Raw genomic sequence first — 23267 nt, forward strand, 5'->3', positions numbered from 1 at the left:
TGCCCGTAAGGCTTGTCCCTATAACATTGACAGTTATAGTTCAGAGTAGTGTTCGCCAGTGCGACACAATCAAGACCAAAAATACTTCTTCCAGATTGGGTTGTTTGCGCAAGACAGCATCAACGTCTTCGCAGGCAGCTTTACAAGTTATGCCTGATGACCATAGCGAGTTGGTACCACCCCTTCCCATCCCGAACAGGACCGTGAAACGACTTTGCGCCGATGATAGTGCTGCAACCAGTGTGAAAGTAGGTCATCGTCAGGCTTTTATTCTTAAAACCCCCTCGCTCGTGTGAGCCTGGGGGTTTTATTCTTTGTGCGACAGGAAATGATCAGACCCGCGCACTCTTCACATACTCCTCCCGCAATGCTCTCCAGCCCACAGCCTCCGCTGACGGATTACCTCGCCACCTTGCTGTGTCGATGCGAGAGCATTACCGGTGAAATGCCCGGATAAGTGCCGGTCAATACGTTCGGTTGCAGCAACGCATGAATTGATATCTGCCTCCCTTAAACAAAAGCCGCCTTCGCCGCAAGGTGAGACTCAACAAATATCTCTTTGGCCTCAGGGAGGCTTCAGCGTATCGGCCCTTCACCTTCGTCCCAATATTTGGTAAAATCTCGTGCTTCGCTGATGTAGCTCAGTTGGTAGAGCAACTGATTCGTAATCAGTAGGTCGGAAGTTCGATTCTTCTCATCAGCACCAGAACAAAGGGGTTGTACCGAAAGGTACAGCCCCTTTTCATTTGGTGCGATGCGAGTGCCGGTAATCTTAAGGCGTCATTGATCCCATGCCTGGGCGCGCTGTATGGCGCGGCGCCATACGGACAAACGATGTTGACGTTCGTCTGACGACATTGCTGGCTCAAAATGGCGATCAATTTGCCATAGGGACGAAAGTTCGTCGACGGAAGACCAGAACGAAACTGCCAAGCCGGCGAGATAAGCGGCACCCAATGCCGTTGTTTCCGTAATTGAAGGTCGTGTGACGACTGTGTTCAAGATGTCCGCCTGAAATTGCATCAGCAGATCGTTGCGTGCAGCACCTCCATCGACGCGTAGTTCCTGCAGCGGGATGTGCGTATCTTTTTGCATCGCCTTCATCAGATCTGCGGTTTGATAGGCGATGCTTTCCAGCGCTGCTCGGGCGATATGCGCCTTGTTCGTGCCGCGTGTCAGGCCGATGATTGTGCCGCGTGCATGTGGATCCCAATAAGGTGCGCCGAGTCCGCTGAATGCGGGTACGAAAACCACACCACCGTTATCCGGTACGCTACATGCCAACGCTTCTACATCGGATGAGTGCGTGATGATGTTCAAGCCATCGCGTAGCCATTGCACGGTGGCGCCGGCCATGAAGACGCCGCCTTCCAGCATGTAGCTCGTTTGTGAATCAGCTGTGTTGCCATGCCGCCATCCGACCGTTGTTAGCAGATTGTTTTGTGATGCGACAACTTCGGTTCCGATGTTGAGCAGCATGAAGCATCCGGTCCCGTACGTATTCTTGGCCATACCGGGCGTATAGCAGGTCTGGCCGAACGTTGCGGCCTGCTGATCGCCGGCGATGCCGGCAATCGGGATGCTTTCACCGAACAGAGTGGGAAACGTATCGGCAATGATGCCGCTGCTGGAAACGATTTTAGGCAGCAGGCTGTGTGGAATGTCCAAAAGCGCCAATAACTCGTCGTCCCAGTCCAGCGTATGAATGTCGAACAGGAGCGTACGGGATGCGTTGCTGACATCAGTGAGGTGTCGACCGCATAACTTGAACGTCAGCCAGCTATCGATGGTGCCGAACGCCAGTTCGCCGCGTACGGCTTTGGCTCGGGCATCCGGAATGTTGTCCAGCAGCCATTTGACTTTGGTGCCGGAAAAATAGGGGTCGAGCAATAATCCGGTCTTGGCGCGGAAGACAGATTCATGGTCATCGTTGCGTAATTGCTCGCATATTGACGCTGTCCTGCGGTCCTGCCAGACAATGGCAGGCGCGATCGGTCGGCCGGTTTTACGTTCCCAGATGACAGTGGTTTCGCGTTGATTGGCAATGCCGATGGCGGCAATGTCGGCGGCTGTGACCTGCTGTTCTCGCATGACCTGTTGTGCGACAGCGAGCTGGCTTTGCCAGATCGCTTCGGCATCGTGCTCTACCCAGCCAGGCTGCGGAAACAGCTGCGGAAATTCCTGTTGCGCCGATCCGCGAATACGCCCGGCATGATCGAACAGAATGGCGCGCGAACTAGTAGTTCCTTGATCAAGTGCAAGAATGAGGGAGCGCATCCGAATGGCGGCTCAGGGCCGATAGAAATGTTCGGGCAGGCCGGCCACGTCAACGCGCAGGCGCAGGACATGGCCAGACAATGGATATTGTTCCAGTTCGGCTGCGGAACGTTTGTGGCTGACGGTCGTGATGTAAAGCGTGCGCAGATCGTCGTCACCGAAAGCCATCATCGTCGGGCAGCGTACCGGCAACAGAATTTCCTGCAGGATTTCGTTGTCCGGTGACAGTCGCAGCAACCGGCCGCCTTCATACATCGCACACCAATACGCTCCTTCGCTATCGACAGCGCCGCCATCGGGGCGGCCGCCGTAATGCAGATCGGTCTTGTCGGACGGAAATTGCCGGACAATTCGTGTCTCGCCTAGTGCGCCGGTCGCGGCATCGAGCGAATAGGCGCGTATCTGGTGGGAAGTCGTATCGCTATGGTAAAGCGTCTTGCCGTCCGGGCTGAAGGCGACGCCGTTCGATACCGTGGCGCGCTTGCCGCTGTCGGTAAGAATGCCCTGCTGAAAGCGGTACAGGACGGCATTGGGATGATCGCGCGGCTCGTAGATGGTGCCGACCCACAGTCGGCCTTGCGCATCGCAACGTCCGTCGTTGAAGCGTGTCGTGGCAGGATCATAAGGTGGATCGACGAGATGCGTCAGTTCGCCGGAAATGGTATCCAGCCTGGCAAGGCCGGAGCGCAATGCCACCAGCAAACCGCCTTCGCCATGCAATGCGATGCAGCCTGGTTCGGATGGCATGCTCCAAAGGCGGTGCGCCTGATCGGCGGGCCGAAAGCGATGAACGGCGCGGCCGTCGATATCGATCCAGTACAGCATGGATTCTTCGGCATGCCAGATCGGACACTCGCCCAGCAGCATGCGTTGGACGGGAATGGCTTGGCAATTTTCCATCGGCGGGGCAGTTGCTTTTTATGAAGGGATTGCGCCATTATGCAGGACAAAATTCATCAGCAAGGAGTTTGAAGTGACGCATTCAGCAGGTAAGCCGGCCATCGCCTTTCTCGGCATCGGCCTGATGGGAAAACCGATGGCGATGCGGCTGTTGCAAGCCGGCTATACGGTGACCGCCTGGAATCGCACGCGCAGCAAGGCAGAAGAACTCGCCCCATTGGGTGCCAAGGTAAGCGACAGCGCTGCCGATGCCGTGCGTGATGCGGATATCGTGATCACGATGCTGGAGGCTGGCCCGATCGTGCTGCAGGTGATTGACGATGCCTTGAACGGATTGCGGCAGAAAACATTGGTCATCGACATGAGTTCGACGCGTCAGTCCGAGGCGCAGCAGTTGCACGCCAAACTGACAGCGCACGGTGTTCGCTTCATCGATGCGCCGGTTTCTGGTGGTGTGGTCGGCGCGCAGGCAGGCAGCCTGGCGATCATGGTTGGTGGCGATGCAGCCGATTTTGCCGAAGCGGAGCCGGTGTTGACGGTAATGGGACGGCCTACGCTGGTCGGCCCGGCAGGCTGCGGCCAGGTTGCCAAATTGTGCAATCAGCTGATTGTCGGCGGAACGCTGAACATCGTTGCAGAGGCCTTGCTGCTGGCACAGGCCGGTGGCGCGGATCCGACGGCAGTGCGTGCGGCCATTCGTGGCGGTTTTGCAGAGAGCCGGATTCTGGAAGTGCATGGACAGCGCATGCTGGAGCGAAATTTCATGCCCGGCGGTCAGGTCAAGAGCCAGTACAAGGATCTGGAAAACGTGTTGATCGCAGCCGGCAACGCAGGTCTGCGCCTGCCGGTGACGGAGCTGGTGACCGAAAATTACGAAGCGGTCATGGCTTATGCGCCGCAGGCGGATCAATCGGCTGTATTGCTTGCGTTGGAGCATGACAATCCCGGAAAGCGGCTTGGCAACGTGACGGATCAGTTGCCTGGTTGATCCGTCTAAACGGCAGGCCTCGAGAGCGGCAGTACCGTTGCCGGTAACTGGCATTGTGCACCGGTGCTGGTAGTGCGAGTTATTGGCCCAGGTGTCGATGTGTAAAGAGTGCGTTACAATGCGCGGACGGGCTTGGCAGGAAGCCCGCTCTCGCAAAAGCCGATGCACCTGCCGGTAGTTCTCCCCATGGATAACCCGCAACGTTGATCCCTTTTATGTCGCAGCGAGAGCGATGATAAGAAAGGAAAACGTTATGTGGTCTACTGATTCCCCTATCTATTCCAACGTCCGGCATCCGCTCGGCACTGAACTCGACAACAGCGAATTCCTGCGTCGCTATGCGCGTCGTCTGTTACGAGATGCGCGTTCCGACGAGCCAAGTCGAACCTTGCCGGTGCTTCGTCGTATCGTCGCAGCCAGGGTGACGCCGGAAATCCGTCTTACCGAACTCCATGCGGTGCGCGCCACATTGCAGTTGAAGCATGTGCTGCATGGGCTGGCAAGGGAGCTGGGCTTTTCATCATGGGAAGCCTGCAAGCGGGAGATAGACAATCGCCCACCAGCCGTACTGGATCGTTACCGATTGGAGCTGGGCATGTTCGGTGATTACGAACAGAACTGGTTTGCCAACGAACGTACGGCCATCGATTGGCAGCGGGAAAACGGCGGCTATCTCGTCAAGGTCGGCCGCCAGGTCGTCGCAATCCTCGCATAGAGCGCGCGCGGTGCTAAAAGGTTGCTATGGCTTGACGCTATGTCTTGAGAAACGCTTCGGCCAGACGCACCCAATAGGTGGCGCCGATCGGCAGGAGTTCGTCGTTGAAGTCGTAACTTGGATTGTGCAGGTTGCACGGTCCGAGTCCATGACCTGCATCGCGATGGCTGCCTTCACCGTTGCCGATGAAGACGTAGCATCCCGGCTTGCCTTGCAGCATGAAGGCGAAATCCTCTGCGCCCATTGTCGGCTCGACTTGGGTATCGACGTTTTCTTCGCCGACGATGCCGCGCAGCACTTCGGCGGCAAAGGCGGTTTCCTGCGGATGATTGATCAGCGGTGGGTAGTTGCGCATGAAGTTGAAGTCGACTTCGGCATCGAAGGCTTGCGCCGTATGTTCCGCGATTGCACGCATGCGCGATTCGATCAGGTCCAGTACGTCGAGGCCGAAGGTGCGCACGGTGCCGATCAGTGTGGCTTCGTTCGGAATGACGTTGGTCGTGCTGCCGGCATGGATCTGCGTGATGGACAGCACGGCGGCATCGTTGGGATTGCGATTGCGCGTGATGATGGTCTGCCAGCTTTGAGCAATCTGCACAGCGATCATGACCGGATCGATGCCCTTGTGCGGCTGTGCGGCATGGCAGCCCTTGCCGCGGACGACGACTTCGAACTCGTTGCTCGATGCCATCATCGGTCCGGCTGTCACGCCGAATCTTCCGACCGGAATGCCCGGCCAGTTGTGCATACCGAACACGGCCTGCATCGGGCATTGTTCGAACAGGCCTTCATCCATCATCCGCTTGGCACCGCCGCCGCCTTCCTCTGCAGGTTGAAAGATCAGATAGATGGTGCCGTCGAAATTGCGATGCTGCGACAGATAATGTGCTGCGCCCAGCAGCATTGCAGTGTGCCCATCATGGCCGCAGGCGTGCATCTTGCCGTCATTCTTCGATGCGTGCGCGAAGGTATTGGTTTCCTGCATCGGCAGCGCATCCATGTCGGCGCGTAAGCCGATGGCACGATTGCTGGGGCCGTTCTTGAGAATGCCGACAACACCCGTGACACCCATGCCGCGCAATACCGGAATACCCCATTCGGTCAGCTTGCGCGCCACCAGTTCGGCGGTGTCATGTTCTTCGAAGCACAGTTCCGGGTGTGCATGAATGCTGCGGCGTATGGCCTGCAGTTCATTCTGAAACTGGATAATCGGATCGATCAGGTTCATGGTGCGTCTCCAAATCGGACATGCTGCAGCATGTCGGATTGCCAGCAGCGGAAGCCTTCCATGTTACGTCAATTCGCGCGATTCGCGGAATCCGCCTGCGATGAACCGCATCGCCGATATGGTTTTCGCCGCGAAAGGGCTTGCGCATCGCCGTCCTGCCCGATAGCATCAATGCGGCATTGCCGCGGGAACAATATACGTAATGGCAAGTCATGAAAGCTGACTGGAAAAGACTGAAAACATGAGGTGAGGATGGACAAGATCTGGCTGTCGTCATATCCGCCCGGCGTGCCGGCGGAAGTCGATTTCACGCAATACGAATCGCTGGTGCATCTGTTGGAAGAAGCGTATCGCGATTACGCCGACCGCAATGCCTATGTTTGCATGGATCGCTTCATGACGTACCGCGAAGTCGATGCCTTGTCGAGCAAACTCGGTGCCTATCTGCAGGCGCAAGGCTTGCAGAAGGGGGCGCGCGTGGCGCTGATGATGCCGAACGTGCTGCAGTATCCGGTGGCACTGGCTGCTGTGCTGCGCGCCGGCTACGTGGTCGTCAACGTCAATCCGCTGTACAAGCCGCGCGAACTGCAGCACCAGCTGGTGGATTCCGGTGCGGAAGCCATCATCATTCTGGAAAATTTCGCGGCGACGTTGCAGAAAGTCATTTCTGCAACGCAGATCCGGCACGTGATCGTCGCGACGATGGGCGACATGCTGGGCGGCATCAAGGGTGCGATCGTCAATTTCGTTGTGCGCCATGTGAAGAAGATGGTGCCATCGTTCTCGCTGCCATATCAGATTTCGTTCAATCAGGCGTTGGCACAGGGCAGCCATCTGTCTTTGCAGCGTCCCGATCTGCATCAGGAAGACGTCGCCTTCCTGCAATACACGGGCGGCACGACCGGCACCGCCAAGGGCGCGATGCTGTCGCACCGGAACATCATCGCCAACGTGCTGCAGAATGAAGCGTGGATTTCACCCGCCTTGCAAAAGGCGAACAAGAACGAGCCTCTGACCTTCGTCTGCGCCTTGCCGCTGTATCACATCTTTGCACTGACAGCCTGCTGCATGCTGGGCACGCGGCTGGGTGTGATGAACCTTCTGATTCCGAATCCGCGAGACATTCCGGGCATGATCAAGGAGTTGCGCAAGCATCCTTTCCACTTGCTGCCGGCAGTGAACACGCTGTACAACGGCTTGCTGCACAACCCGGATTTCGCCAGCCTGGATTTCTCCAAACTGATCATGTGCAACGGCGGCGGCATGGCGGTGCAGAAAGTCGTCAGCGACAAATGGCGGGAAGTGACCGGCGTGCCGATCAACGAAGGATACGGCCTGTCGGAAACCTCGCCGGTGGCGACCGGCAATCCGGTCGATGCAGTGGAATTCTCCGGCACGATCGGCATCCCGATTCCGTCGACCGAAGTACGCATCATCGACAACAACGAAAACAGCGTTCCGCTCGGCATGCCGGGCGAAATCGCGATACGCGGGCCGCAGGTGATGGCCGGCTACTGGAACAATCCGAGGGAAACGGCCGCCTCGATGACGGCCGACGATTACTTCAAGACCGGCGACATCGGCATCATGGACGAGCGCGGCTTCGTACGCATCGTCGACCGCAAGAAGGACATGATTCTCGTCTCGGGTTTCAACGTCTATCCGAGCGAGATCGAGGGCGTCGTTGCCGCGCATCCGGGCGTGCTCGAATGCGCCTGCATCGGTGTGCCGGACGAGCATACCGGCGAAGCGGTCAAGCTGTTCGTCGTGCGGCGCGATCCGAATCTGACGGAAGAGACGCTGATGAGTTTCTGCCGCGAGCAGTTCACCGGGTACAAGAAACCGAAGCACATCGAGTTTCGCGATGAACTGCCCAAATCCAATGTCGGCAAGATTCTGCGGCGTGAATTACGTGAGCTGCGCGAAGGAAATCCGCCGCCGTCGAAAGAAGCTTGATCAGCTTTTCGTCTCCGGCGGCAATGGACGCGGGAGACGATTTTCGCCGGTCGCCACATAGGTCAACGTGGCCTCGGTCACCTTGACGATTTCCGTCTGCAGCCGGTTGCGTTCGGCATAGCATTCGACGTTGACCGTGACCGAGGTATTGCCGACCTTCACGATCTCGGTATAGATGGACAGCAGGTCGCCGACAAAGACCGGATGCTTGAAGACGAAGGAGTTGACCGCCACGGTGACGACGCGGCCGTTGGCGCGGCGGGTGGCGCATAGCGCGCCGGCCAGGTCGACCTGCGACATGATCCAGCCGCCGAAGACGTCACCATGCATGTTCGCATCGCGCGGCATCGGCACCACACGCATTTCGGGCATTTTGTTTACGGGCAATTCGGTGTGATGCGCGTTCGACATGTCCTCTCCTCCAGATCGTGCTTGCAGACGTACAATTCGGCTTTGTTTGCCTTATGTGGCTTGGTGGTGTGGCTGTACAGCGTAGCCTGCAAAGCATAAACCATTCGGGCCGTTTGCTTTCTTTTCATCCATTTTCCCCAGGTCTTTTTCGATTTCCATGCGCCGTTCCCCTCATTCGCAGGAGCCTGCACCGCAGTCGACGCGCACGCGCAGCGATTGGGCTGTGCTGCGCACGCTGATTCCTTATCTGTGGACGTATAAATGGCGCGTATCGCTGGCGCTGCTGTTCCTGATTGCGGCCAAGCTGGCCAATGTCGGTGTGCCGCTGGTGTTGAAGCAGCTTATCGACAGCCTGACGATCCATTCCGGCGATCCGCATGCGCTGTTGGTACTGCCGCTGGGCATACTGGTCGCTTACGGCGCATTGCGGCTGTCGACGACGCTATTCACCGAATTGCGCGAATACCTGTTTGCACGCGTCACGCAGCGTGCGGTGCGCACGATCGCATTGCGCGTGTTCCGGCATCTGCACGAACTGTCGCTACGCTTCCATCTGAACCGACAGACCGGCGGCATGACGCGCGACATCGAACGCGGCACGCGCGGCGTGTCGTCGCTGGTGTCGTATACCTTGTTCAGCATCCTGCCGACGCTGGTGGAAATTACGCTGGTGATCGTCTACATGCTGCTGCACTACGACATCTGGTTTGCCGCCATCACGGCAGGCGCACTGGCCAGTTACATCGTCTTCACGATCACGGTGACGGAGTGGCGCACGCATTTCCGCCGCACCATGAACGATCTGGATTCGAAAGCGAGCACAAAGGCGATCGATTCGCTGCTCAATTACGAAACCGTCAAATATTTCGGCAACGAAGGATACGAAGCCAGACGCTACGACGAAGGGCTGCAGCGTTACGAGGCGGCTGCGGTCAAATCGCAGACTTCACTGTCGGCGCTGAATACGGGCCAGTCGGCGATCATCGCTGTTGCCGTCACGCTGATCCTGTGGCGTGCCACGCAGGGCGTGATCAACGGCACGATGTCGCTCGGCGATCTGGTGCTGGTCAATGCCTTCATGATCCAGTTGTACATTCCGCTGAATTTTCTCGGTGTCATCTATCGCGAGATCAAGCAAAGCCTGGCCGATATGGAGCGACTGTTTTCTTTGCTGGATGAAAACAGGGAAGTTGCCGACAAGCCGCTTGCGCAATCGTTGATGACGCAAGGTGCCGAAGTCAGGTTTTCGCATGTGAATTTCAGCTACGAATCCAACCGAAAAATTCTGTTCGACGTCGATTTCACGATTGCTGCCGGCACCACGACAGCGGTCGTCGGCCACAGCGGCTCGGGCAAGTCCACACTGTCGCGGCTGCTGTTTCGTTTTTACGATGTCGATGGCGGTGCGATCCTGATAGACGGCCAGAATGTCTGCGACGTGACGCAGGCATCGCTGCGCCAGGCAATCGGCATCGTGCCGCAGGATACGGTCTTATTTAACGACACGATCGCATACAACATCGGCTACGGCCGCCCGGGAGCCAGCCATGACGAAATCGTCGCTGTCGCCAAGGCTGCCTATATCCATGATTTCATCGCCTCCTTGCCGGATGGTTATGCGACGATGGTCGGCGAGCGCGGCCTGAAGCTGTCCGGTGGCGAGAAGCAGCGTGTGGCAATCGCCCGCACGCTGCTGAAGCGGCCGGCCATCCTGATCTTCGACGAAGCGACGTCTGCACTGGATACGCGTGCAGAGCAGGCGATCCAGGCGCAATTGAAGGAAATCGCGCGCAGCCGGACGACGCTACTCATCGCGCATCGGTTGTCCACCGTCATCGACGCCGAGCAGATCCTGGTGCTGGATCATGGCCGCATCGTCGAGCGTGGCACGCATATGCAGCTTCTGGCAGCCGAGGGGCTCTACGCGCAAATGTGGATGCGCCAGCAGGTCGGGCCGACGGAACCGGATGCATCGCCAGTTACAGAAAGCATGACGCACGAAGACGCGCAGGAAGCATCGGCGCCACCCAGAGAGGCTGCGACCGCAGCGCGCGGATTAGAATAGCCGCATTCATCGCTTTCCCATCTACCGGAGGCTGCATGCAGACGAACAGACTGGTCGCCTTGTTGATTGCTGCTGTGATGGCATGGAGCGCATGGCCTGCGCAGGCCGAAGAGCTGACCGGCACGTTGAAGAAAATCAAAGCGCTCGGTGCGATCACGATCGGTTATCGCGAATCGTCGATTCCGTTTTCCTATCTGGACAACCGTGCGCAGCCGATCGGCTATGCAATCGACCTGTGCATGAAGATCGTTGATGCGGTGAAGCTGCAGCTGGACATGCCGGATCTGGAAGTGCGCGCGCAACCGGTCACTTCCAGCAATCGTATTCCATTGCTGAAGAACGGTACCATCGATCTCGAATGTGGTTCGACGACCAATTCAGTGGTGCGACAGCAGCAGGTGGCATTCGGCCCCACCTATTTTCTGATCAACGTGACTGCTGTCGTAAAGAAGTCCTCCGGCATCGAGACGATTGCGCAGCTGGATGGCAAGACGGTTTCCACGACATCCGGCACGACATCGGTGCCATTGTTGCGCAGCTACCAGCGTGGCCGCGAGGTACGCGTCAAGGAAATCTACGGCAAGGACCATGCGGAGGCCTTCCTGCTGATGGCGGAGGATCGTGCCGTGGCCTTTGTGATGGACGATATTCTGCTGGCAGGGCAGATCGCCAATGCGAAGAAGCCGGATCTCTATAAAATTCTTCCCGAATCGCTGCGTCGGGAACCGTACAGCATGATGCTGCGCCGCGACGATCCGCAGTTCAAGGCGCTGGTCGACAAGGCGGTCGGAGATGTCATGCGTTCCGGCGAGATCGTCGGCATCTACGAAAAATGGTTCACGCAGGCGATCCCGCCGCGCAACCGCAACCTGCATTTCCCGTTATCGGATGCATTGCGCGAGGCATTCCGCCATCCGAACGACAAGGGCATCTGAGCGGCACGGAATACGTCAATCGAAAGGACGGCATGGACCTGCATATCTTTCTTGAACCGATGTCGGAAGGCGATCCGAGTTGGGGCGCGATGTTGCTGTCCGGCTTCGGCTGGACGCTGGCGGTGGCTGCGCTGGCGTGGATCATGGCTTTCGTGCTCGGCTCATTGGTCGGCATTGCACGCACGACGAACAGGCGCTGGATGGTCATGCTCGGCGGCGCGTATGTCGAACTGTTTCGCAACATTCCGCTACTGGTGCAATTCTTTGTCTGGTTCTATGTCGTGCCTGGCATGATCCCGATCGTGAAAACAGTGGTGATTGAGTTGGACCCGATCACACAGCAGTTTGTGACGGCGGTGATTTGCCTGGGTTTCTTCACCTCGGCGCGTATTGCAGAGCAGGTGCGGTCCGGCATCCAGTCGCTGCCGCGCGGACAGCGCAATGCAGGTTATGCGCTGGGGATGACGCAATGGCAGACCTATCGCTATGTGCTGTTGCCGATGGCGTATCGCATCATCATGCCGCCGCTGACGTCGGAATTGATGAACCTGATCAAGAACACGGCAGTCGCCTATTCGATCGGCCTGGTCGAACTGTTCTTCCGTACGCGCGAAATGGGCGAGATGACATTCCGCTATTTCGAAGCATTCGCGGCGGCGACCTTGCTCTATCTGCTGGCTGCGCTGGCGGCCAACAGGATGATGGTGTTGATCGAGAAGCGGCTGACAATTCCGGGACGTGATAGTGATCCGCGAGGTCGCCATGTCTGATTTCGACTACGCCGTTATTCTCGACAGCTGGCCGTTGCTGCTGCTCGGCATCCGCTACACATTGCAGCTGACCGTCATCGCCACGATAGGCGGTATCGCGCTCGGTACGTTGCTCGCGGTTGCACGGCTGTCGCATAATCGCACGCTGTCCATGCTGGCAGCCGGTTACGTCAACACGATGCGCTCGCTGCCGTTGCTGCTCGTCATTTTCTGGTTCTACTTCATGATGCCGCTGGTGCTGCAGTCGATCACCGGTTCCGAATGGCCAGTGGCGATTGGTGCCGATCGTTCTGCCTACATCACCTTCATCCTGTTCGAGGCGGCCTATTTCTGCGAGATCATGCGCGCCGGCATTCAGAGCGTGCCGAAAGGGCAGTTCGATGCAGGGCATGCGATCGGTCTGACATCGTCGCAGACGATGCGGTTGATCGTGCTGCCGCAGGCATGGCGCAACATGCTGCCGCTGCTGCTGACGCAGACCATCATCCTGTTCCAGGACGTTTCGCTGGTGTCGCTGCTGAACGTGACCGATTTTGTCGGCGCGGCAGTCAAGATCGCACAGCGCGACAGCCGCGTGGTCGAGATGTATCTGTTCGTCGCCGTGGTGTATTTCCTGCTCAGTCTGGCGCTGTCGGCGGCAGTCAAACGTATTCATAAACGCTACGCGATCGTTCGCTAACGGTTCTTCGGAAGGAAGTCTTCATGATAGAAATGGAAAACGTCAGCAAATGGTATGGCAGCTTCCAGGTGCTGACCGATTGTTCGACGCAAGTGAGCAAGGGCGATGTAGTCGTCGTCTGCGGGCCTTCCGGATCAGGAAAGTCGACGCTGATCAAAACGGTTAACGGGCTCGAACCGTTCCAGCAGGGCCGCATCGTCGTCGATGGCATTTTGGTCGGAGACCGGAAAACCGATCTGTCGAAACTGCGCGCGCGCATCGGCATGGTGTTTCAGAACTTCGAGTTGTTTCCGCATTTGTCGATTCGCGATAACCTGACGCTGGGCCAGATCAAGGTGCTGGGTCGCGGCAAGGAAGAGGCGATGGAGCATGGATTGAAATATCTGGATCGCGTCGGCCTGCTGGCGCACAAGGACAAGTTCCCCGGCCAGCTTTCCGGCGGCCAGCAGCAACGTGTGGCGATTGCCCGCGCATTGGCCATGGATCCGATTGCGATGCTGTTTGATGAACCGACATCGGCGCTCGATCCCGAAATGATCAACGAAGTGCTGGATGTGATGAGCGGGCTGGCGAACGACGGCATGACGATGATGGTGGTCACGCATGAAATGGGGTTTGCGCGCAAGGTTGCCAATCGCGTGATCTTCATGGATGGCGGCGGCATCGTCGAAGATTGTGCAAAGGATGCGTTCTTCGACCGCCCGCAATCGGAGCGGGCACGGGATTTCCTGGCGAAGATCATTCACTAGCCTTGTGCGGAAGAGTGAAAGGACAGAAGGGAGAAGGCGGGGGCGAACGGGTAAAATAACGGTTGTTGAAGAAAGAGTTCTCCCATGACAACGCCATCCGCATCGACTACCCCTTCCAGCATTACGATCACCCGCCCGGACGACTGGCATCTGCACCTGCGCGATGGCGCGACGATTGCCTCCGTCCTGCCCGATACGGCCCGCCAGTTCGCGCGCGCCATCGTGATGCCCAACCTGAAGCCGCCGGTTACGACGACCGCGCTGGCTGCGGCCTACCGCGAGCGTATTCTGGCGGCCCTGCCTGCCGGCATGCAGTTCGAACCGCTGATGACGCTTTATCTGACCGACAACACGCCGCCGGAAGAAATCCGCAAGGCGAAGGAAAGCGGCATCGTGCATGGCGTCAAGCTGTACCCGGCAGGCGCGACGACGAATTCCGATGCCGGCGTGACCAGTCTGGCCAAATGCCGCAAGACGCTGGAAGCGATGCAGGAGGTCGGCATGCCGTTGCTGGTGCATGGTGAGGTGACGAGTGCGGACATCGACATCTTCGATCGCGAGGCCGTTTTCATCGATCGCGTGATGCAGCCGCTGCGCCGTGACATGCCGGAGCTGAAAGTCGTCTTCGAGCACATCACGACGAAAGATGCTGCGCAATACGTTGCTGAGGCTGATGGTCATGTCGGCGCCACGATCACCGCGCATCATCTGCTCTACAACCGCAATGAAATCTTCAAAAGCGGCATCCGGCCGCACTATTACTGCCTGCCGGTCCTGAAGCGCGAGCTGCATCGCCAGGCGCTGGTCGCCGCGGCGACGTCCGGCAGTCCGAAATTCTTCCTTGGTACCGATTCCGCACCGCATCCGAAAGGGATGAAAGAGCACGCCTGCGGCTGCGCCGGCTGCTACACGGCCTTGCATGCGATGGAGCTGTACACGGAAGCCTTCGACCGGGCCGGCGCGCTGGACAAGCTGGAGCAGTTCGCCAGCTTCAACGGCCCGGACTTCTACAATCTGCCGCGCAATACCGGCACCGTCACGCTGCGTCGCGAGGAATGGACGATCCCGGCAGAATTGCCGCTGGCGAATGCGACCGTCGTGCCGCTGAACGGTGGCGAGACGATGGGCTGGAAGTTCGCCTGACCTCGCGGTCTTTCTTGCGGCCATTCTCGCCATGTCTCTGGCGGCATCCTTTCTTTCCGCGATCGACTGGTCGCGCCCTTGGCTGGTGCATGTCCGTGCTTTGGGAGAGGAAATCGCCGCCGCTCCCGATTGGCGGCATGCACTGAACGAACGCGCGGCAGGGCAGGCGCTATGTAATTGCGCCGGTCGGCCGATACGCTTCGTGCCGCAATCCGCGTTGCCGGCAGGCGTCGCGTATGAAGCCTTTATCCATGAGACCGGAGGCGTACCGACGCGCGACAACCTGCACGATTTTTTCAATGCGCTGGTCTGGCTGACCTTTCCACGTATCAAGGTGCAATTGAATGCATTGCAGGCGGCGGAAATTGCAAAGGCCGGGAGCTTGCGCGCCGACACGTCGGTGGCGGCTGCTTTAGGTACTTCGGCCTTGCGCGGGAAACTGCGCGACGCCGCAACCATCTTCGACGAGAATGCGGCGCTGCTCATCACCACCGACAGCCATCTTGTCGCCGCATTAAGGGTGCATGCCTGGCAAGAGGCATTCATCGAACGGCGCGAGGTATTCATGCGCCATGGGCAGGTATTGTTGTTCGGGCATGCCTTGATGGAAAAGCTGGTGCAGCCTTATAAGGCCATTACTGCGCATACGTGGGTTGTTGAGCTGGATGCCGCCGATTTGGGATTGTCGACTCCGCAGCAATGCCGTCTGGTGGATGAGGCGGTAGAAGCGCAGTTGCAACGGCAAGGAGGCCTGACGACAGCCGATTTTTTTCCGCTCCCGGTACTGGGTGTGCCGGGATGGTGGAAGCCGCAGGACCAGGCGTTCTATGCTGATACGCAGGTATTCCGTCCGTTAAGGAGACGGTGACCGGTGGATGGGCTGGATAAGCGTGCGGTTAATGCATGACTGACTGGCAGGCAAAAGAAAAAGGCACCCGAAGGTGCCTTTTTTAATTCAATCAAAGCAGGCCTAAGCCTGCAGATGATTAGAACTTGTGGTTGATACCGATGCCGAAGCCGCTGACGGTTTCGCCGCCAGATGCTGCTGCGTCGTCACCACCGCCCAGGCCCAGAGTCGAACCGTCGTCATTGCTGACGTTGACGTAGGTTGCGTACAGGGTTGTGCGCTTCGACATTGCATAGGTGTAGGACAGTGCCCAGACATCGCTGTCTGCGTCGTCGATATCTTTGTTGCTGTTGTTGATGTATTCAGCACGGATCTTGCTTGCGCCGAACGGAACGGACACGCCGATCAGGCCCGAACGAACTTTGACGTCTTCTGTAGCAACCAAGCCAGCGTCATATTTCTTTTCGCCATACAGGCCGTGCAGTTTGAATGCGCCGAAATCATAGGTTGCGCCCAACAGAGCAGTTTTGGTGTCGCCGGAAACGCCAGCAGGATCGACCAGATTGGTATCGGTAATCAAATCCGTTTCGTCTTGCTTCTGATAGGCAAACTGAACGTTCAGCGGACCATTGCCGTAGCCCAGACGTGCACCCCAGCCGCTGTTGGCGCTGTTGTCGTCGTTGGCTTCACCAAAGATGTAACCCAGCGAGCCGTTGAAGCCGCCGTAGTTTTGACTTTGCCATACAACCATGTTCGGTTGACGTTGTGGCAGGCCATCGTAACCACCGATGAAGTCATGTGCGTTGGCGATACCAGCAGCACCGAACGTATCGATCTTGCCCAGCATTTCTTTCATCTGGTTTTCTTGGCGACCCAGACGGACTTTGCCGAAGCCACCATTCAAGCCGACGAATGCCAGACGGCTGAAACCTGCGCCGCCATCGCCGCTATCGGTGCTGATACCGTTTTCCAGAACGAATTCTGCTTTCAGGCCGTTGCCCAGATCTTCAATACCTTTGAAGCCAATACGGCTGGCAGAGTTCATGCCGGATTCAAGGCCATTGCGGTTGATGCTTTGACCAGCAGCATCGTCACCTTGATCGATATTTGCAAAGCCGGTATCGACGACACCGTAGATGGTCACGGACGATTGTGCCGAAGCAGCACCTGCGAACGCGCCCAGAACTGCGAGAGCCAAGAGAGATTTTTTCATTAGTTACTCCAAGTATTGTTATCTAAGTAAGTACTGCTACCGGCCTACTACTCCGTACTGCCCTTTGGACAATGGAACTTATTTAAACAAAAAACATACTGGAGGTACAACCGCAACGCAGAAAAACCGTGGTTATGACGAATTTGTGACGTTTTTTTGCAACGGAGGAGTGCGTCTTGTTGTCGACGCGCACCATTTCGGTGAGGGAATTAAGTTTGTCTCAATAAAACATTGTTAATTCGATATTCAAAGATAATTTTTTATAAATAAAAGCACCCGAGGGTGCTTTTATTTTTGGGCGTTGAAATGTGTGCGTTTGTAATCAGAACTTGTGGTTGATGCCCAGATAAGCGCCGCTACCATTTTCCCCTGCCGTAAAGTTGGCGGCACTTGGGCCGGACACGCTCATGACGGAATTGTCGTCATTGTCGGTGCGGACATAGGTGGCATAAAGCGTGGTTCGTTTCGATAATGAGTATGTATACGAGGCCACCCAGGCGTTGTTGTCAGCATCGTCTATGTCTTTGTTGTCGTTCTGGATGTAATCGGCGCGAATGGCGCTGGCGCCTAACGGGATGGTGATGCCAAGCATGGCCGTACGGATCTTGTCATTAAAGTTACCCGTTCCCAGGGCCGCAACGGTCGCCGGACCTTCAAGCTTGCGCTCGCCATAGAAACCGTGGAGCTTTAAGGCGGCAAAACTGTAAGTGGCACCGAGCAGAATGTTTTTATCATCCAGATCGGCTCCTGTGCCGCTGAAGCCTAGTACGTTTGTTGTGCCGTTATAGTTCTGCTTTTGGTAAGCGAGCTGAATATTCAGCGGACCGTTTTCATAGCTGAGTTGGGCTCCGATGCCCCGATTGGCACTATTGTCGTCCTCAACCTCGCCGAAGATATAGCCGAGCGAGCCGGAAAAGCCACCATAGTTGTTGCTCAACCAGGTAAGCATGTTGGGTTGGCGCTGCGGAACGCCGCCGCCGGCATAGAAATTCCGTGCATTGCCCACGCCGGCTGCGCTGAACGGGTCGAGCTTGATGATCGCCTCGCTGATTTGGTTATCCTGCCGGCCCATGCGAATTTTGCCGAATGCGCCGTTCAAACCTATATAGGCATAACGGCTGAAACCCGAACCGCCACTGCCGTCATCCGTGCTGATGCCATTCTCCAGTTTGAATTCGGTCTGCAGTCCTCCTCCCAAGTCCTCCAGCCCCTTGAAGCCGATGCGGCTGGCGCTGTTGTTGCCACTACTAAGTCCATTTGTACGATCGGTTCCGTTATCGATACTGGAAAATCCGGTGTCGACAATGCCGTAGACGGTGACCGAGGATTGGGCATGCGCCTGACATGTGATGGCTCCTAGAATGGCTAGCGCCATGATACTTTTCTTCATGAATTGCTCCCGATATAGATGAATGAAGCTTGTCGCTTTGTTTGTAATGAATAGTGGCTGCCGATATGGATACCACTAATATACTAGTAGCATACTTTTCCTGGGCGGGAAAGCATCTCCATGTCTTTCGTTTGTTGGGCGCGACAGTTCGGGATCGCAAAATAAAAAAGGCGCCCCGCAGGGCGCCTTGGAGAGATGCTGCTAGTCGGTATATCAGAACTTGTGCTGGATGCCGACAGCCATGCCGCTGGTGTTTTCACCGGCAACGACGTCGCCGCCACCGCTGAAGCCTTGTTCGGACAGATCGTCGTTATCCACGCGAGCGTAGGTTGCGTACAGCGTCGTGCGCTTCGACAGCGAGTACGTGTAGGACAGGGCCAGCACGTTGTTGTCGAAATCGTTGCGATCGTCGTTGTTGTTGATGTATTCCGCACGGATGGCGCTGGCACCGAACGGAACCGTCACACCGATCAGGCCGCTCTTGATTTTCAGATCGTCGCCACCGACGTTGCTTTCCAGTTTCTTCTGGCTGTAGGCGCCGTGCAGCTTGAAGCCGCCGAAATCGTAGGTTGCGCCGATCATCGCGATTTTGAGGTCGCTTTCATCGACAAATGGATCGACATCGGTATCGGTCGTGTTGCCGTCGCTGTAGCCGAATTGAACATTCAGTGGGCCATTTGCGTAGCCCAATTGCGCACCCCAGACGCGATTTGCGCTGTTGTCGCCTTCTGCTTCGCCGAATTGGTAAGCGATCTCACCCGAGAAGCCGGAGAAGTTCGGCGTGATGTAGATGATCTGGTTCGGGTTACGTTCAGGGATGGCGCCGATACCATTTGCGCTACCGCCCAGGAAGGTGATGGCGTTGACCATGCCGCCGGTGCTGAACGGATCGATCTTCGACAGGGCTTCCTTGATTGGCGTGTTTTGTTTGCCCAGACGGACTTTACCGAAACCGCCTTCGAGGCCGATGTAGGAAATGCGGCTGAAAGCTGCGTCGGCGGTAGAAGCTTTGCCATCATCGCTATTGAAGCCGTTTTCCAGCACGAAAGTCGTTTTCAGGCCGTTGCCGAGGTCTTCCACGCCTTTGAAGCCGATGCGGCTGGAGTTGTTGTTGCCGCTACGCATCGCGTTGACGCTGTCGCCACCGTTGTCGATGTGAGCGATGCCGGTATCAACGATACCGTAGATGGTGACCGACGATTGCGCCGATGCGGTGCCGGCGAACGCGCCGAAAATTGCAAGCGCCAAGAGTGATTTTTTCATTCCAATTCCTCGAGAGTTGTTTAAAGGTCACTTGCTTAGTGACGATCTTTCAGTCCTTGCTTGTAATGCCTGCAAGCTGACGAGAGGATTGGAACAAAGAAATGTGACAGGATTGCTACATGGCGGTGGCGATTGGCATATTGATGGATTTTTGCAACAGAAGGTGGTGATTTATGACAATTTAATGACGGTTTGATGTCAATCCTGTGACATGTCATGCATTTAGAACACATGATTGATGCCGAGCGAGATACCTGTCTGGCTGGTTTGGCCTTTGCTTGTCAACGTGGCAAGGCCACTCAATGCGGCGTTGTCGATGGCGGCATACAGATTTGTCCGGGTCGAGAGTGCGTAGGTCGCCCCAATAATGGAAAAATTCCGGCGCGCCAGCTCGTTGCCGTTGGTTTCGAAGGTTGTCCGGTAATAGCCGACCGTGACGCTGACGCGCGGAGTGAAGTTATGGCTGGCGCCGATCCAGGTGTTTTTCGCCTGATGGCCGGACAGTGATGCGGCATCGTCGCTGCTGGTGCGCATATAGCCGCCAGCCACGCGGACCGAGCCGAAACGCCATGAGCCGCCGAAAGTAACCTGGCTCTGGTCGCGAAAAATGGTGGTGCTGACGGCGGAAACATTCGGTCGTTGCCGTGTATAAGCGCCGCCGATCGTGAAGCGCTCGTTCGCATAGCCGGCCGCGACGGCATAGGCGGAGCCGTCCTTCGTTGCGCCATTCTTTTCGCCAAATGCATATTCGGCGCCGTAGGTCAGGCCGCCGGAAGTGCCTATATACTGGACATCGTTGCTGAAACGGGTGCCGATCATCGTTCCGAACGGATAGCCGGGGAAGTTGCGTTCGCTATCGCCGGCAGAAAATCCCGCCAGCGGAATCGTGTGGACGTAGTGATATTCGAAGGGATCGTAGAAGCTGATGATCTTGCACGACAGCGATGGGATGCGGCCGAATTCCAGTTTGCCGAAATCGCCGTTCAGGCCGACCAGCGAGTAGCGGTTGAAGAGCCGGCCTTGCGTGTTGTCGAGTTCGCCGGTACCGCCGTTCCAGCCGCTTTCGAACTGGAAGTGTGCGTTCAGCCCGTTGCCCAAGACCTCGTTGCCCTTGATACCGATGCGATTGTTGAAAAACTCGCCATTCGAACTCATCTTGACGAGACGATCGCCATCGGCGTTGGCGTGCGTCAGGCTGCGAATGCCGACATCGATCGTGCCGTAAAACTCGACGGAAGACTGAGCGTGGGCGTTCAGGCAGAACATGCCGGACAGGGCAAGGGCGATGCGCGTGATTTTCATCGATGGGAGAAGCGGCGTGCGGCCTGCGGTAGTGAGGCGGCGCTGTCGAATAATTGTTATGCGGCGCATTATCCATGCCTAACGGCAACATGACTGTTAAATTTGGAAAAGTTAGGAAGGCACCATGTATTTTCTTGATCGATTGATCACCGAATTCGATTCGGCGTTACGCACGATGGCGGCAGTCTCTGCTGCGCGGCGTCCGTCGCCGGCTGCAAATCTGGCGGAGAGTGAAATGGATGCAAAGGACCGGCGGCATAGTGCGGGACTGATGCGTGTCAACCATGTTGGCGAGGTCTGCGCGCAGGCGCTGTATCAGGCGCAGGCAAGGTTCGCGCGCAACGATGCCGTGCGCGCGAAATTCATTGAAGCCGGCCATGAGGAAGAAGACCATCTGGCATGGACGGCGCAGCGCTTGCGCGAACTCGGTTCGCGTCCCAGTCTGCTGAATCCGCTCTGGTATGCCGGTTCCTACGCGCTAGGTTCGGTTGCCGCGGCGCTTGGCGATCCGCGCAGCCTGGGTTTCGTCGTCGAAACAGAACGTCAGGTCGAGGCGCACCTCAACAAGCACATGGGCAGCCTGCCGGCGAAGGACATGAAGTCGCTGGCGATCGTGGCGCAGATGAGTGTGGACGAGGCAACGCATGGTGCGACCGCACAGTCGATGGGCGCCCAGCCGGTGCCGCCATTGGTGCGGCAATCGATGCGTGCGATGGCGAAGGTCATGACGACGACAGCCTATTACCTATAGCCGTCTGCAACGCTGGAATGCAAAAGCCCGGCCTTGGTGCCGGGCTTTTCTTTGTCAGGCTTTTATTATTAGGCAGCGGCGGGAGTCAGATCGTCGACGATTTCGTACGAGTGCGTGAGTTCAGCCGTCTTGGCCAGCATGATCGAGGCCGAGCAGTATTTGTCGTGCGACAATTTGATGGCGCGTTCGACAACGTTCGGCCGCAGGTTGCGACCGGTAACGGTGAAGTGGAAATGCACCTTGGTGAAAACCTTTGGGTCGGTTTCAGCACGTTCCGATTTCAGCGAAACTTCGCAGCCGCGCACATCCTGGCCGCTCTTGCGCAGGATGACGACGACGTCGTAGGCGGTACAGCCGCCGGTTCCCAGCAGGACGACTTCCATCGGGCGCGGCGCGAGGTTGCGTCCGCCGCCTTCAGGGGCGCCGTCCATTGCGACGACGTGGCCGGAGCCGGTTTCAGCCAGAAAGGTCATGCCGGACAGGCCGGTCCAGCGTACTGTGCATTCCATTGTTGAATTCTCGTCAAGTTGCCAATCAAAAGTGCTGACATTGTAATGGCTGACGCCGTGGTTCGTATGCCGATTCGAATTGCCTGATCGACAAGGGCGAGCGAAACGGCTTCGCGAGTGTCGCCGGAATGTCACGGATCAGCGCCGTCATGGCGCGTCTTTGAAGGGATGTTTGACGCCAAGTCCTTGAAAAGTCTATAATTTGCGGTTCTTCCATTTGCTCAGGAAGAGATACAACAAGGATGCGTACGTGGTTTGCTGTTTCACTTCACGTAACCGCCATTTTGAGCAAGTCAATTCAACTAGGAAGTCATCATGAAAACTTTTTCCGCTAAAGGACATGAAGTCCAGCGCGATTGGTTCGTGATTGACGCGACGGACAAAGTCCTCGGACGTGTTGCCAGCGAAGTGGCACGCCGACTGCGCGGCAAGCACAAACCGGAATTTACTCCTCACGTCGACACGGGCGATTTCATCGTCGTGATCAATGCAGGCAAGCTGCGCGTGACCGGCACCAAGGCCACCGACAAAACCTACTATCGCCACAGCGGTTACCCGGGCGGTATCTACGAAACGAACTTCCTGAAAATGCAACAGCGTTTTCCGGGACGCGCGCTGGAAAAAGCGGTTAAAGGCATGCTGCCTAAAGGCCCGCTCGGCTACGCGATGATCAAAAAGCTCAAGGTCTATGCAGACGGCACGCATCCGCACGCCGCGCAACAGCCTAAAGCACTCGAACTGTAAGGAACAGACATGATCGGTAACTACAATTACGGAACCGGCCGTCGCAAGAGTGCAGTGGCTCGCGTCTTCATCAAATCGGGCTCCGGCCAGATCGTCGTCAACGGCAAGCCGGCCGCCGAGTACTTCTCGCGCGAAACCGGCCTGATGGTCATCCGTCAGCCGCTGGAACTGACGAACAACACCGAACGCTTCGACATCATGGTCAACGTCCACGGCGGCGGTGAATCGGGCCAGGCAGGTGCGGTCCGTCACGGCATCACCCGTGCACTGATCGATTACGATGCCACGCTGAAGCCGGAACTGTCGAAAGCAGGCTTCGTGACCCGCGATGCACGTGAAGTGGAACGTAAAAAGGTCGGTCTGCGCAAAGCACGCCGCGCCAAGCAGTTCTCCAAGCGTTAATCTGCGTCTATCGAAACTCAGTTTCTGCAA

At 57.2% G+C, this 23267-nt stretch carries 22 protein-coding genes, 1 tRNA gene and 1 rRNA gene; 15 read left to right on the top strand and 9 right to left on the bottom strand.

Going from position 1 to position 23267, the window contains the following annotated elements:
• Nucleotides 1-152 precede the first annotated feature (152 nt).
• Nucleotides 153-265, top strand: a 5S ribosomal RNA gene (gene rrf / locus IEV40_RS12915).
• A 365-nt stretch (nt 266-630) separates the two neighbouring features.
• Nucleotides 631-706, top strand: a tRNA-Thr gene (locus tag IEV40_RS12920).
• Nucleotides 707-780: 74 nt separating this feature from the next.
• Here the strand turns inward: IEV40_RS12920 and glpK are convergent.
• On the bottom strand, nt 781-2277 hold the full coding sequence (gene glpK, locus IEV40_RS12925) for a glycerol kinase GlpK (RefSeq protein ID WP_188422442.1): 1497 nt from the start codon (nt 2275-2277) through the stop codon (nt 781-783).
• Nucleotides 2278-2289: 12 nt separating this feature from the next.
• On the bottom strand, nt 2290-3177 hold the full coding sequence (locus IEV40_RS12930; RefSeq protein ID WP_188422444.1) for an SMP-30/gluconolactonase/LRE family protein: 888 nt from the start codon (nt 3175-3177) through the stop codon (nt 2290-2292).
• A 73-nt stretch (nt 3178-3250) separates the two neighbouring features.
• On the opposite strand from IEV40_RS12930, the gene IEV40_RS12935 reads away from it, so the two are divergent.
• Both IEV40_RS12935 and IEV40_RS12940 read left to right on the top strand, forming a co-directional pair.
• Nucleotides 3251-4165, top strand: coding sequence for an NAD(P)-dependent oxidoreductase (locus IEV40_RS12935; RefSeq protein WP_229724136.1), 915 nt, complete (start codon nt 3251-3253; stop codon nt 4163-4165).
• Between the two features lie 253 nt (nt 4166-4418).
• Complete coding sequence (locus tag IEV40_RS12940; protein WP_188422448.1) at nt 4419-4880, top strand: hypothetical protein; 462 nt, start codon at nt 4419-4421, stop codon at nt 4878-4880.
• A 37-nt stretch (nt 4881-4917) separates the two neighbouring features.
• On the opposite strand, the gene IEV40_RS12945 is transcribed toward IEV40_RS12940, so the two are convergent.
• Nucleotides 4918-6108 (bottom strand): M20 aminoacylase family protein, encoded by a 1191-nt coding sequence (locus IEV40_RS12945; RefSeq protein WP_188422449.1) that lies wholly within the window; start codon nt 6106-6108, stop codon nt 4918-4920.
• Nucleotides 6109-6360: 252 nt separating this feature from the next.
• On the opposite strand from IEV40_RS12945, the gene IEV40_RS12950 reads away from it, so the two are divergent.
• Nucleotides 6361-8064, top strand: a complete 1704-nt coding sequence (locus IEV40_RS12950; RefSeq protein ID WP_188422451.1) for a long-chain-fatty-acid--CoA ligase — start codon at nt 6361-6363, stop codon at nt 8062-8064.
• Here the strand turns inward: IEV40_RS12950 and IEV40_RS12955 are convergent, their stop codons facing one another.
• Nucleotides 8065-8475 carry an acyl-CoA thioesterase gene (locus IEV40_RS12955; protein WP_188422453.1) on the bottom strand — a complete coding sequence of 137 codons (411 nt, stop codon included), beginning with the start codon at nt 8473-8475 and terminating at the stop codon, nt 8065-8067. It lies immediately after the preceding gene.
• A 157-nt stretch (nt 8476-8632) separates the two neighbouring features.
• Here IEV40_RS12955 and IEV40_RS12960 point away from each other — a divergent pair, with 157 nt between their 5' ends.
• The 7 genes from IEV40_RS12960 to IEV40_RS12990 all read left to right on the top strand — a co-directional run bounded on the left by IEV40_RS12960 (nt 8633) and on the right by IEV40_RS12990 (nt 15684).
• Complete coding sequence (locus IEV40_RS12960; protein ID WP_188422455.1) at nt 8633-10540, top strand: ABCB family ABC transporter ATP-binding protein/permease; 1908 nt, start codon at nt 8633-8635, stop codon at nt 10538-10540.
• Between the two features lie 35 nt (nt 10541-10575).
• The gene (locus tag IEV40_RS12965) at nt 10576-11475 is read left to right on the top strand and encodes a transporter substrate-binding domain-containing protein (protein WP_188422457.1); all 900 of its coding nucleotides are present in this window, start codon (nt 10576-10578) and stop codon (nt 11473-11475) included.
• A gap of 32 nt (nt 11476-11507) precedes the next feature.
• Nucleotides 11508-12245, top strand: a complete 738-nt coding sequence (locus tag IEV40_RS12970; protein WP_188422459.1) for an amino acid ABC transporter permease — start codon at nt 11508-11510, stop codon at nt 12243-12245.
• Nucleotides 12238-12924, top strand: coding sequence for an amino acid ABC transporter permease (locus IEV40_RS12975; protein ID WP_188422461.1), 687 nt, complete (start codon nt 12238-12240; stop codon nt 12922-12924). Before IEV40_RS12970 ends, IEV40_RS12975 begins: the two co-directional genes overlap by 8 nt.
• A gap of 23 nt (nt 12925-12947) precedes the next feature.
• Nucleotides 12948-13673 (top strand): amino acid ABC transporter ATP-binding protein, encoded by a 726-nt coding sequence (locus IEV40_RS12980; RefSeq protein ID WP_188422463.1) that lies wholly within the window; start codon nt 12948-12950, stop codon nt 13671-13673.
• An 84-nt stretch (nt 13674-13757) separates the two neighbouring features.
• Nucleotides 13758-14816 (top strand): dihydroorotase, encoded by a 1059-nt coding sequence (gene pyrC, locus IEV40_RS12985; RefSeq protein WP_188422465.1) that lies wholly within the window; start codon nt 13758-13760, stop codon nt 14814-14816.
• Nucleotides 14817-14901: 85 nt separating this feature from the next.
• Nucleotides 14902-15684 (top strand): DUF3025 domain-containing protein, encoded by a 783-nt coding sequence (locus tag IEV40_RS12990; RefSeq protein WP_308632400.1) that lies wholly within the window; start codon nt 14902-14904, stop codon nt 15682-15684.
• Between the two features lie 118 nt (nt 15685-15802).
• Here the strand turns inward: IEV40_RS12990 and IEV40_RS12995 are convergent, their stop codons facing one another.
• The 4 genes from IEV40_RS12995 to IEV40_RS13010 all read right to left on the bottom strand — a co-directional run bounded on the left by IEV40_RS12995 (nt 15803) and on the right by IEV40_RS13010 (nt 20831).
• Nucleotides 15803-16876, bottom strand: coding sequence for a porin (locus IEV40_RS12995; RefSeq protein ID WP_188422469.1), 1074 nt, complete (start codon nt 16874-16876; stop codon nt 15803-15805).
• A gap of 322 nt (nt 16877-17198) precedes the next feature.
• Nucleotides 17199-18266: a porin gene (locus IEV40_RS13000; protein WP_188422471.1), complete on the bottom strand. Its 1068-nt coding sequence runs from the start codon at nt 18264-18266 to the stop codon at nt 17199-17201.
• A gap of 213 nt (nt 18267-18479) precedes the next feature.
• The gene (locus tag IEV40_RS13005; protein ID WP_188422472.1) at nt 18480-19529 is read right to left on the bottom strand and encodes a porin; all 1050 of its coding nucleotides are present in this window, start codon (nt 19527-19529) and stop codon (nt 18480-18482) included.
• A gap of 222 nt (nt 19530-19751) precedes the next feature.
• Nucleotides 19752-20831: a porin gene (locus IEV40_RS13010; protein WP_188422474.1), complete on the bottom strand. Its 1080-nt coding sequence runs from the start codon at nt 20829-20831 to the stop codon at nt 19752-19754.
• 124 nt (nt 20832-20955) lie between these two features.
• Between IEV40_RS13010 and coq7 the strand changes: the two genes are divergently transcribed.
• Nucleotides 20956-21582, top strand: a complete 627-nt coding sequence (gene coq7, locus IEV40_RS13015) for a 2-polyprenyl-3-methyl-6-methoxy-1,4-benzoquinone monooxygenase (protein ID WP_188422475.1) — start codon at nt 20956-20958, stop codon at nt 21580-21582.
• Nucleotides 21583-21650: 68 nt separating this feature from the next.
• On the opposite strand, the gene IEV40_RS13020 is transcribed toward coq7, so the two are convergent.
• Nucleotides 21651-22091, bottom strand: coding sequence for an OsmC family protein (locus IEV40_RS13020; RefSeq protein WP_188422477.1), 441 nt, complete (start codon nt 22089-22091; stop codon nt 21651-21653).
• 315 nt (nt 22092-22406) lie between these two features.
• Here IEV40_RS13020 and rplM point away from each other — a divergent pair, with 315 nt between their 5' ends.
• Both rplM and rpsI read left to right on the top strand, forming a co-directional pair.
• Entirely contained in the window at nt 22407-22835 is a 429-nt protein-coding gene (gene rplM / locus IEV40_RS13025) for a 50S ribosomal protein L13 (protein ID WP_188422479.1), read from the top strand.
• A 9-nt stretch (nt 22836-22844) separates the two neighbouring features.
• Entirely contained in the window at nt 22845-23237 is a 393-nt protein-coding gene (gene rpsI, locus IEV40_RS13030; RefSeq protein WP_188422482.1) for a 30S ribosomal protein S9, read from the top strand.
• Nucleotides 23238-23267 lie beyond the last annotated feature (30 nt).

Source organism: Oxalicibacterium solurbis, assembly GCF_014635845.1.
In the GTDB taxonomy this organism is placed as follows: Bacteria; Pseudomonadota; Gammaproteobacteria; order Burkholderiales; family Burkholderiaceae_D; genus Oxalicibacterium; species Oxalicibacterium solurbis.

Coding starts and splice junctions, on each gene's coding strand:
- glpK (WP_188422442.1), bottom strand. CDS start 2,277: ATGCGCTCCCTCATTCTTGCACTTGATCAAGGAACTACTAGTTCGCGC.
- IEV40_RS12930 (WP_188422444.1), bottom strand. CDS start 3,177: ATGGAAAATTGCCAAGCCATTCCCGTCCAACGCATGCTGCTGGGCGAG.
- IEV40_RS12940 (WP_188422448.1), top strand. CDS start 4,419: ATGTGGTCTACTGATTCCCCTATCTATTCCAACGTCCGGCATCCGCTC.
- IEV40_RS12945 (WP_188422449.1), bottom strand. CDS start 6,108: ATGAACCTGATCGATCCGATTATCCAGTTTCAGAATGAACTGCAGGCC.
- IEV40_RS12950 (WP_188422451.1), top strand. CDS start 6,361: ATGGACAAGATCTGGCTGTCGTCATATCCGCCCGGCGTGCCGGCGGAA.
- IEV40_RS12955 (WP_188422453.1), bottom strand. CDS start 8,475: ATGTCGAACGCGCATCACACCGAATTGCCCGTAAACAAAATGCCCGAA.
- IEV40_RS12960 (WP_188422455.1), top strand. CDS start 8,633: ATGCGCCGTTCCCCTCATTCGCAGGAGCCTGCACCGCAGTCGACGCGC.
- IEV40_RS12965 (WP_188422457.1), top strand. CDS start 10,576: ATGCAGACGAACAGACTGGTCGCCTTGTTGATTGCTGCTGTGATGGCA.
- IEV40_RS12970 (WP_188422459.1), top strand. CDS start 11,508: ATGGACCTGCATATCTTTCTTGAACCGATGTCGGAAGGCGATCCGAGT.
- IEV40_RS12975 (WP_188422461.1), top strand. CDS start 12,238: ATGTCTGATTTCGACTACGCCGTTATTCTCGACAGCTGGCCGTTGCTG.
- IEV40_RS12980 (WP_188422463.1), top strand. CDS start 12,948: ATGATAGAAATGGAAAACGTCAGCAAATGGTATGGCAGCTTCCAGGTG.
- pyrC (WP_188422465.1), top strand. CDS start 13,758: ATGACAACGCCATCCGCATCGACTACCCCTTCCAGCATTACGATCACC.
- IEV40_RS12995 (WP_188422469.1), bottom strand. CDS start 16,876: ATGAAAAAATCTCTCTTGGCTCTCGCAGTTCTGGGCGCGTTCGCAGGT.
- IEV40_RS13000 (WP_188422471.1), bottom strand. CDS start 18,266: ATGAAGAAAAGTATCATGGCGCTAGCCATTCTAGGAGCCATCACATGT.
- IEV40_RS13005 (WP_188422472.1), bottom strand. CDS start 19,529: ATGAAAAAATCACTCTTGGCGCTTGCAATTTTCGGCGCGTTCGCCGGC.
- IEV40_RS13010 (WP_188422474.1), bottom strand. CDS start 20,831: ATGAAAATCACGCGCATCGCCCTTGCCCTGTCCGGCATGTTCTGCCTG.
- coq7 (WP_188422475.1), top strand. CDS start 20,956: ATGTATTTTCTTGATCGATTGATCACCGAATTCGATTCGGCGTTACGC.
- IEV40_RS13020 (WP_188422477.1), bottom strand. CDS start 22,091: ATGGAATGCACAGTACGCTGGACCGGCCTGTCCGGCATGACCTTTCTG.
- rplM (WP_188422479.1), top strand. CDS start 22,407: ATGAAAACTTTTTCCGCTAAAGGACATGAAGTCCAGCGCGATTGGTTC.
- rpsI (WP_188422482.1), top strand. CDS start 22,845: ATGATCGGTAACTACAATTACGGAACCGGCCGTCGCAAGAGTGCAGTG.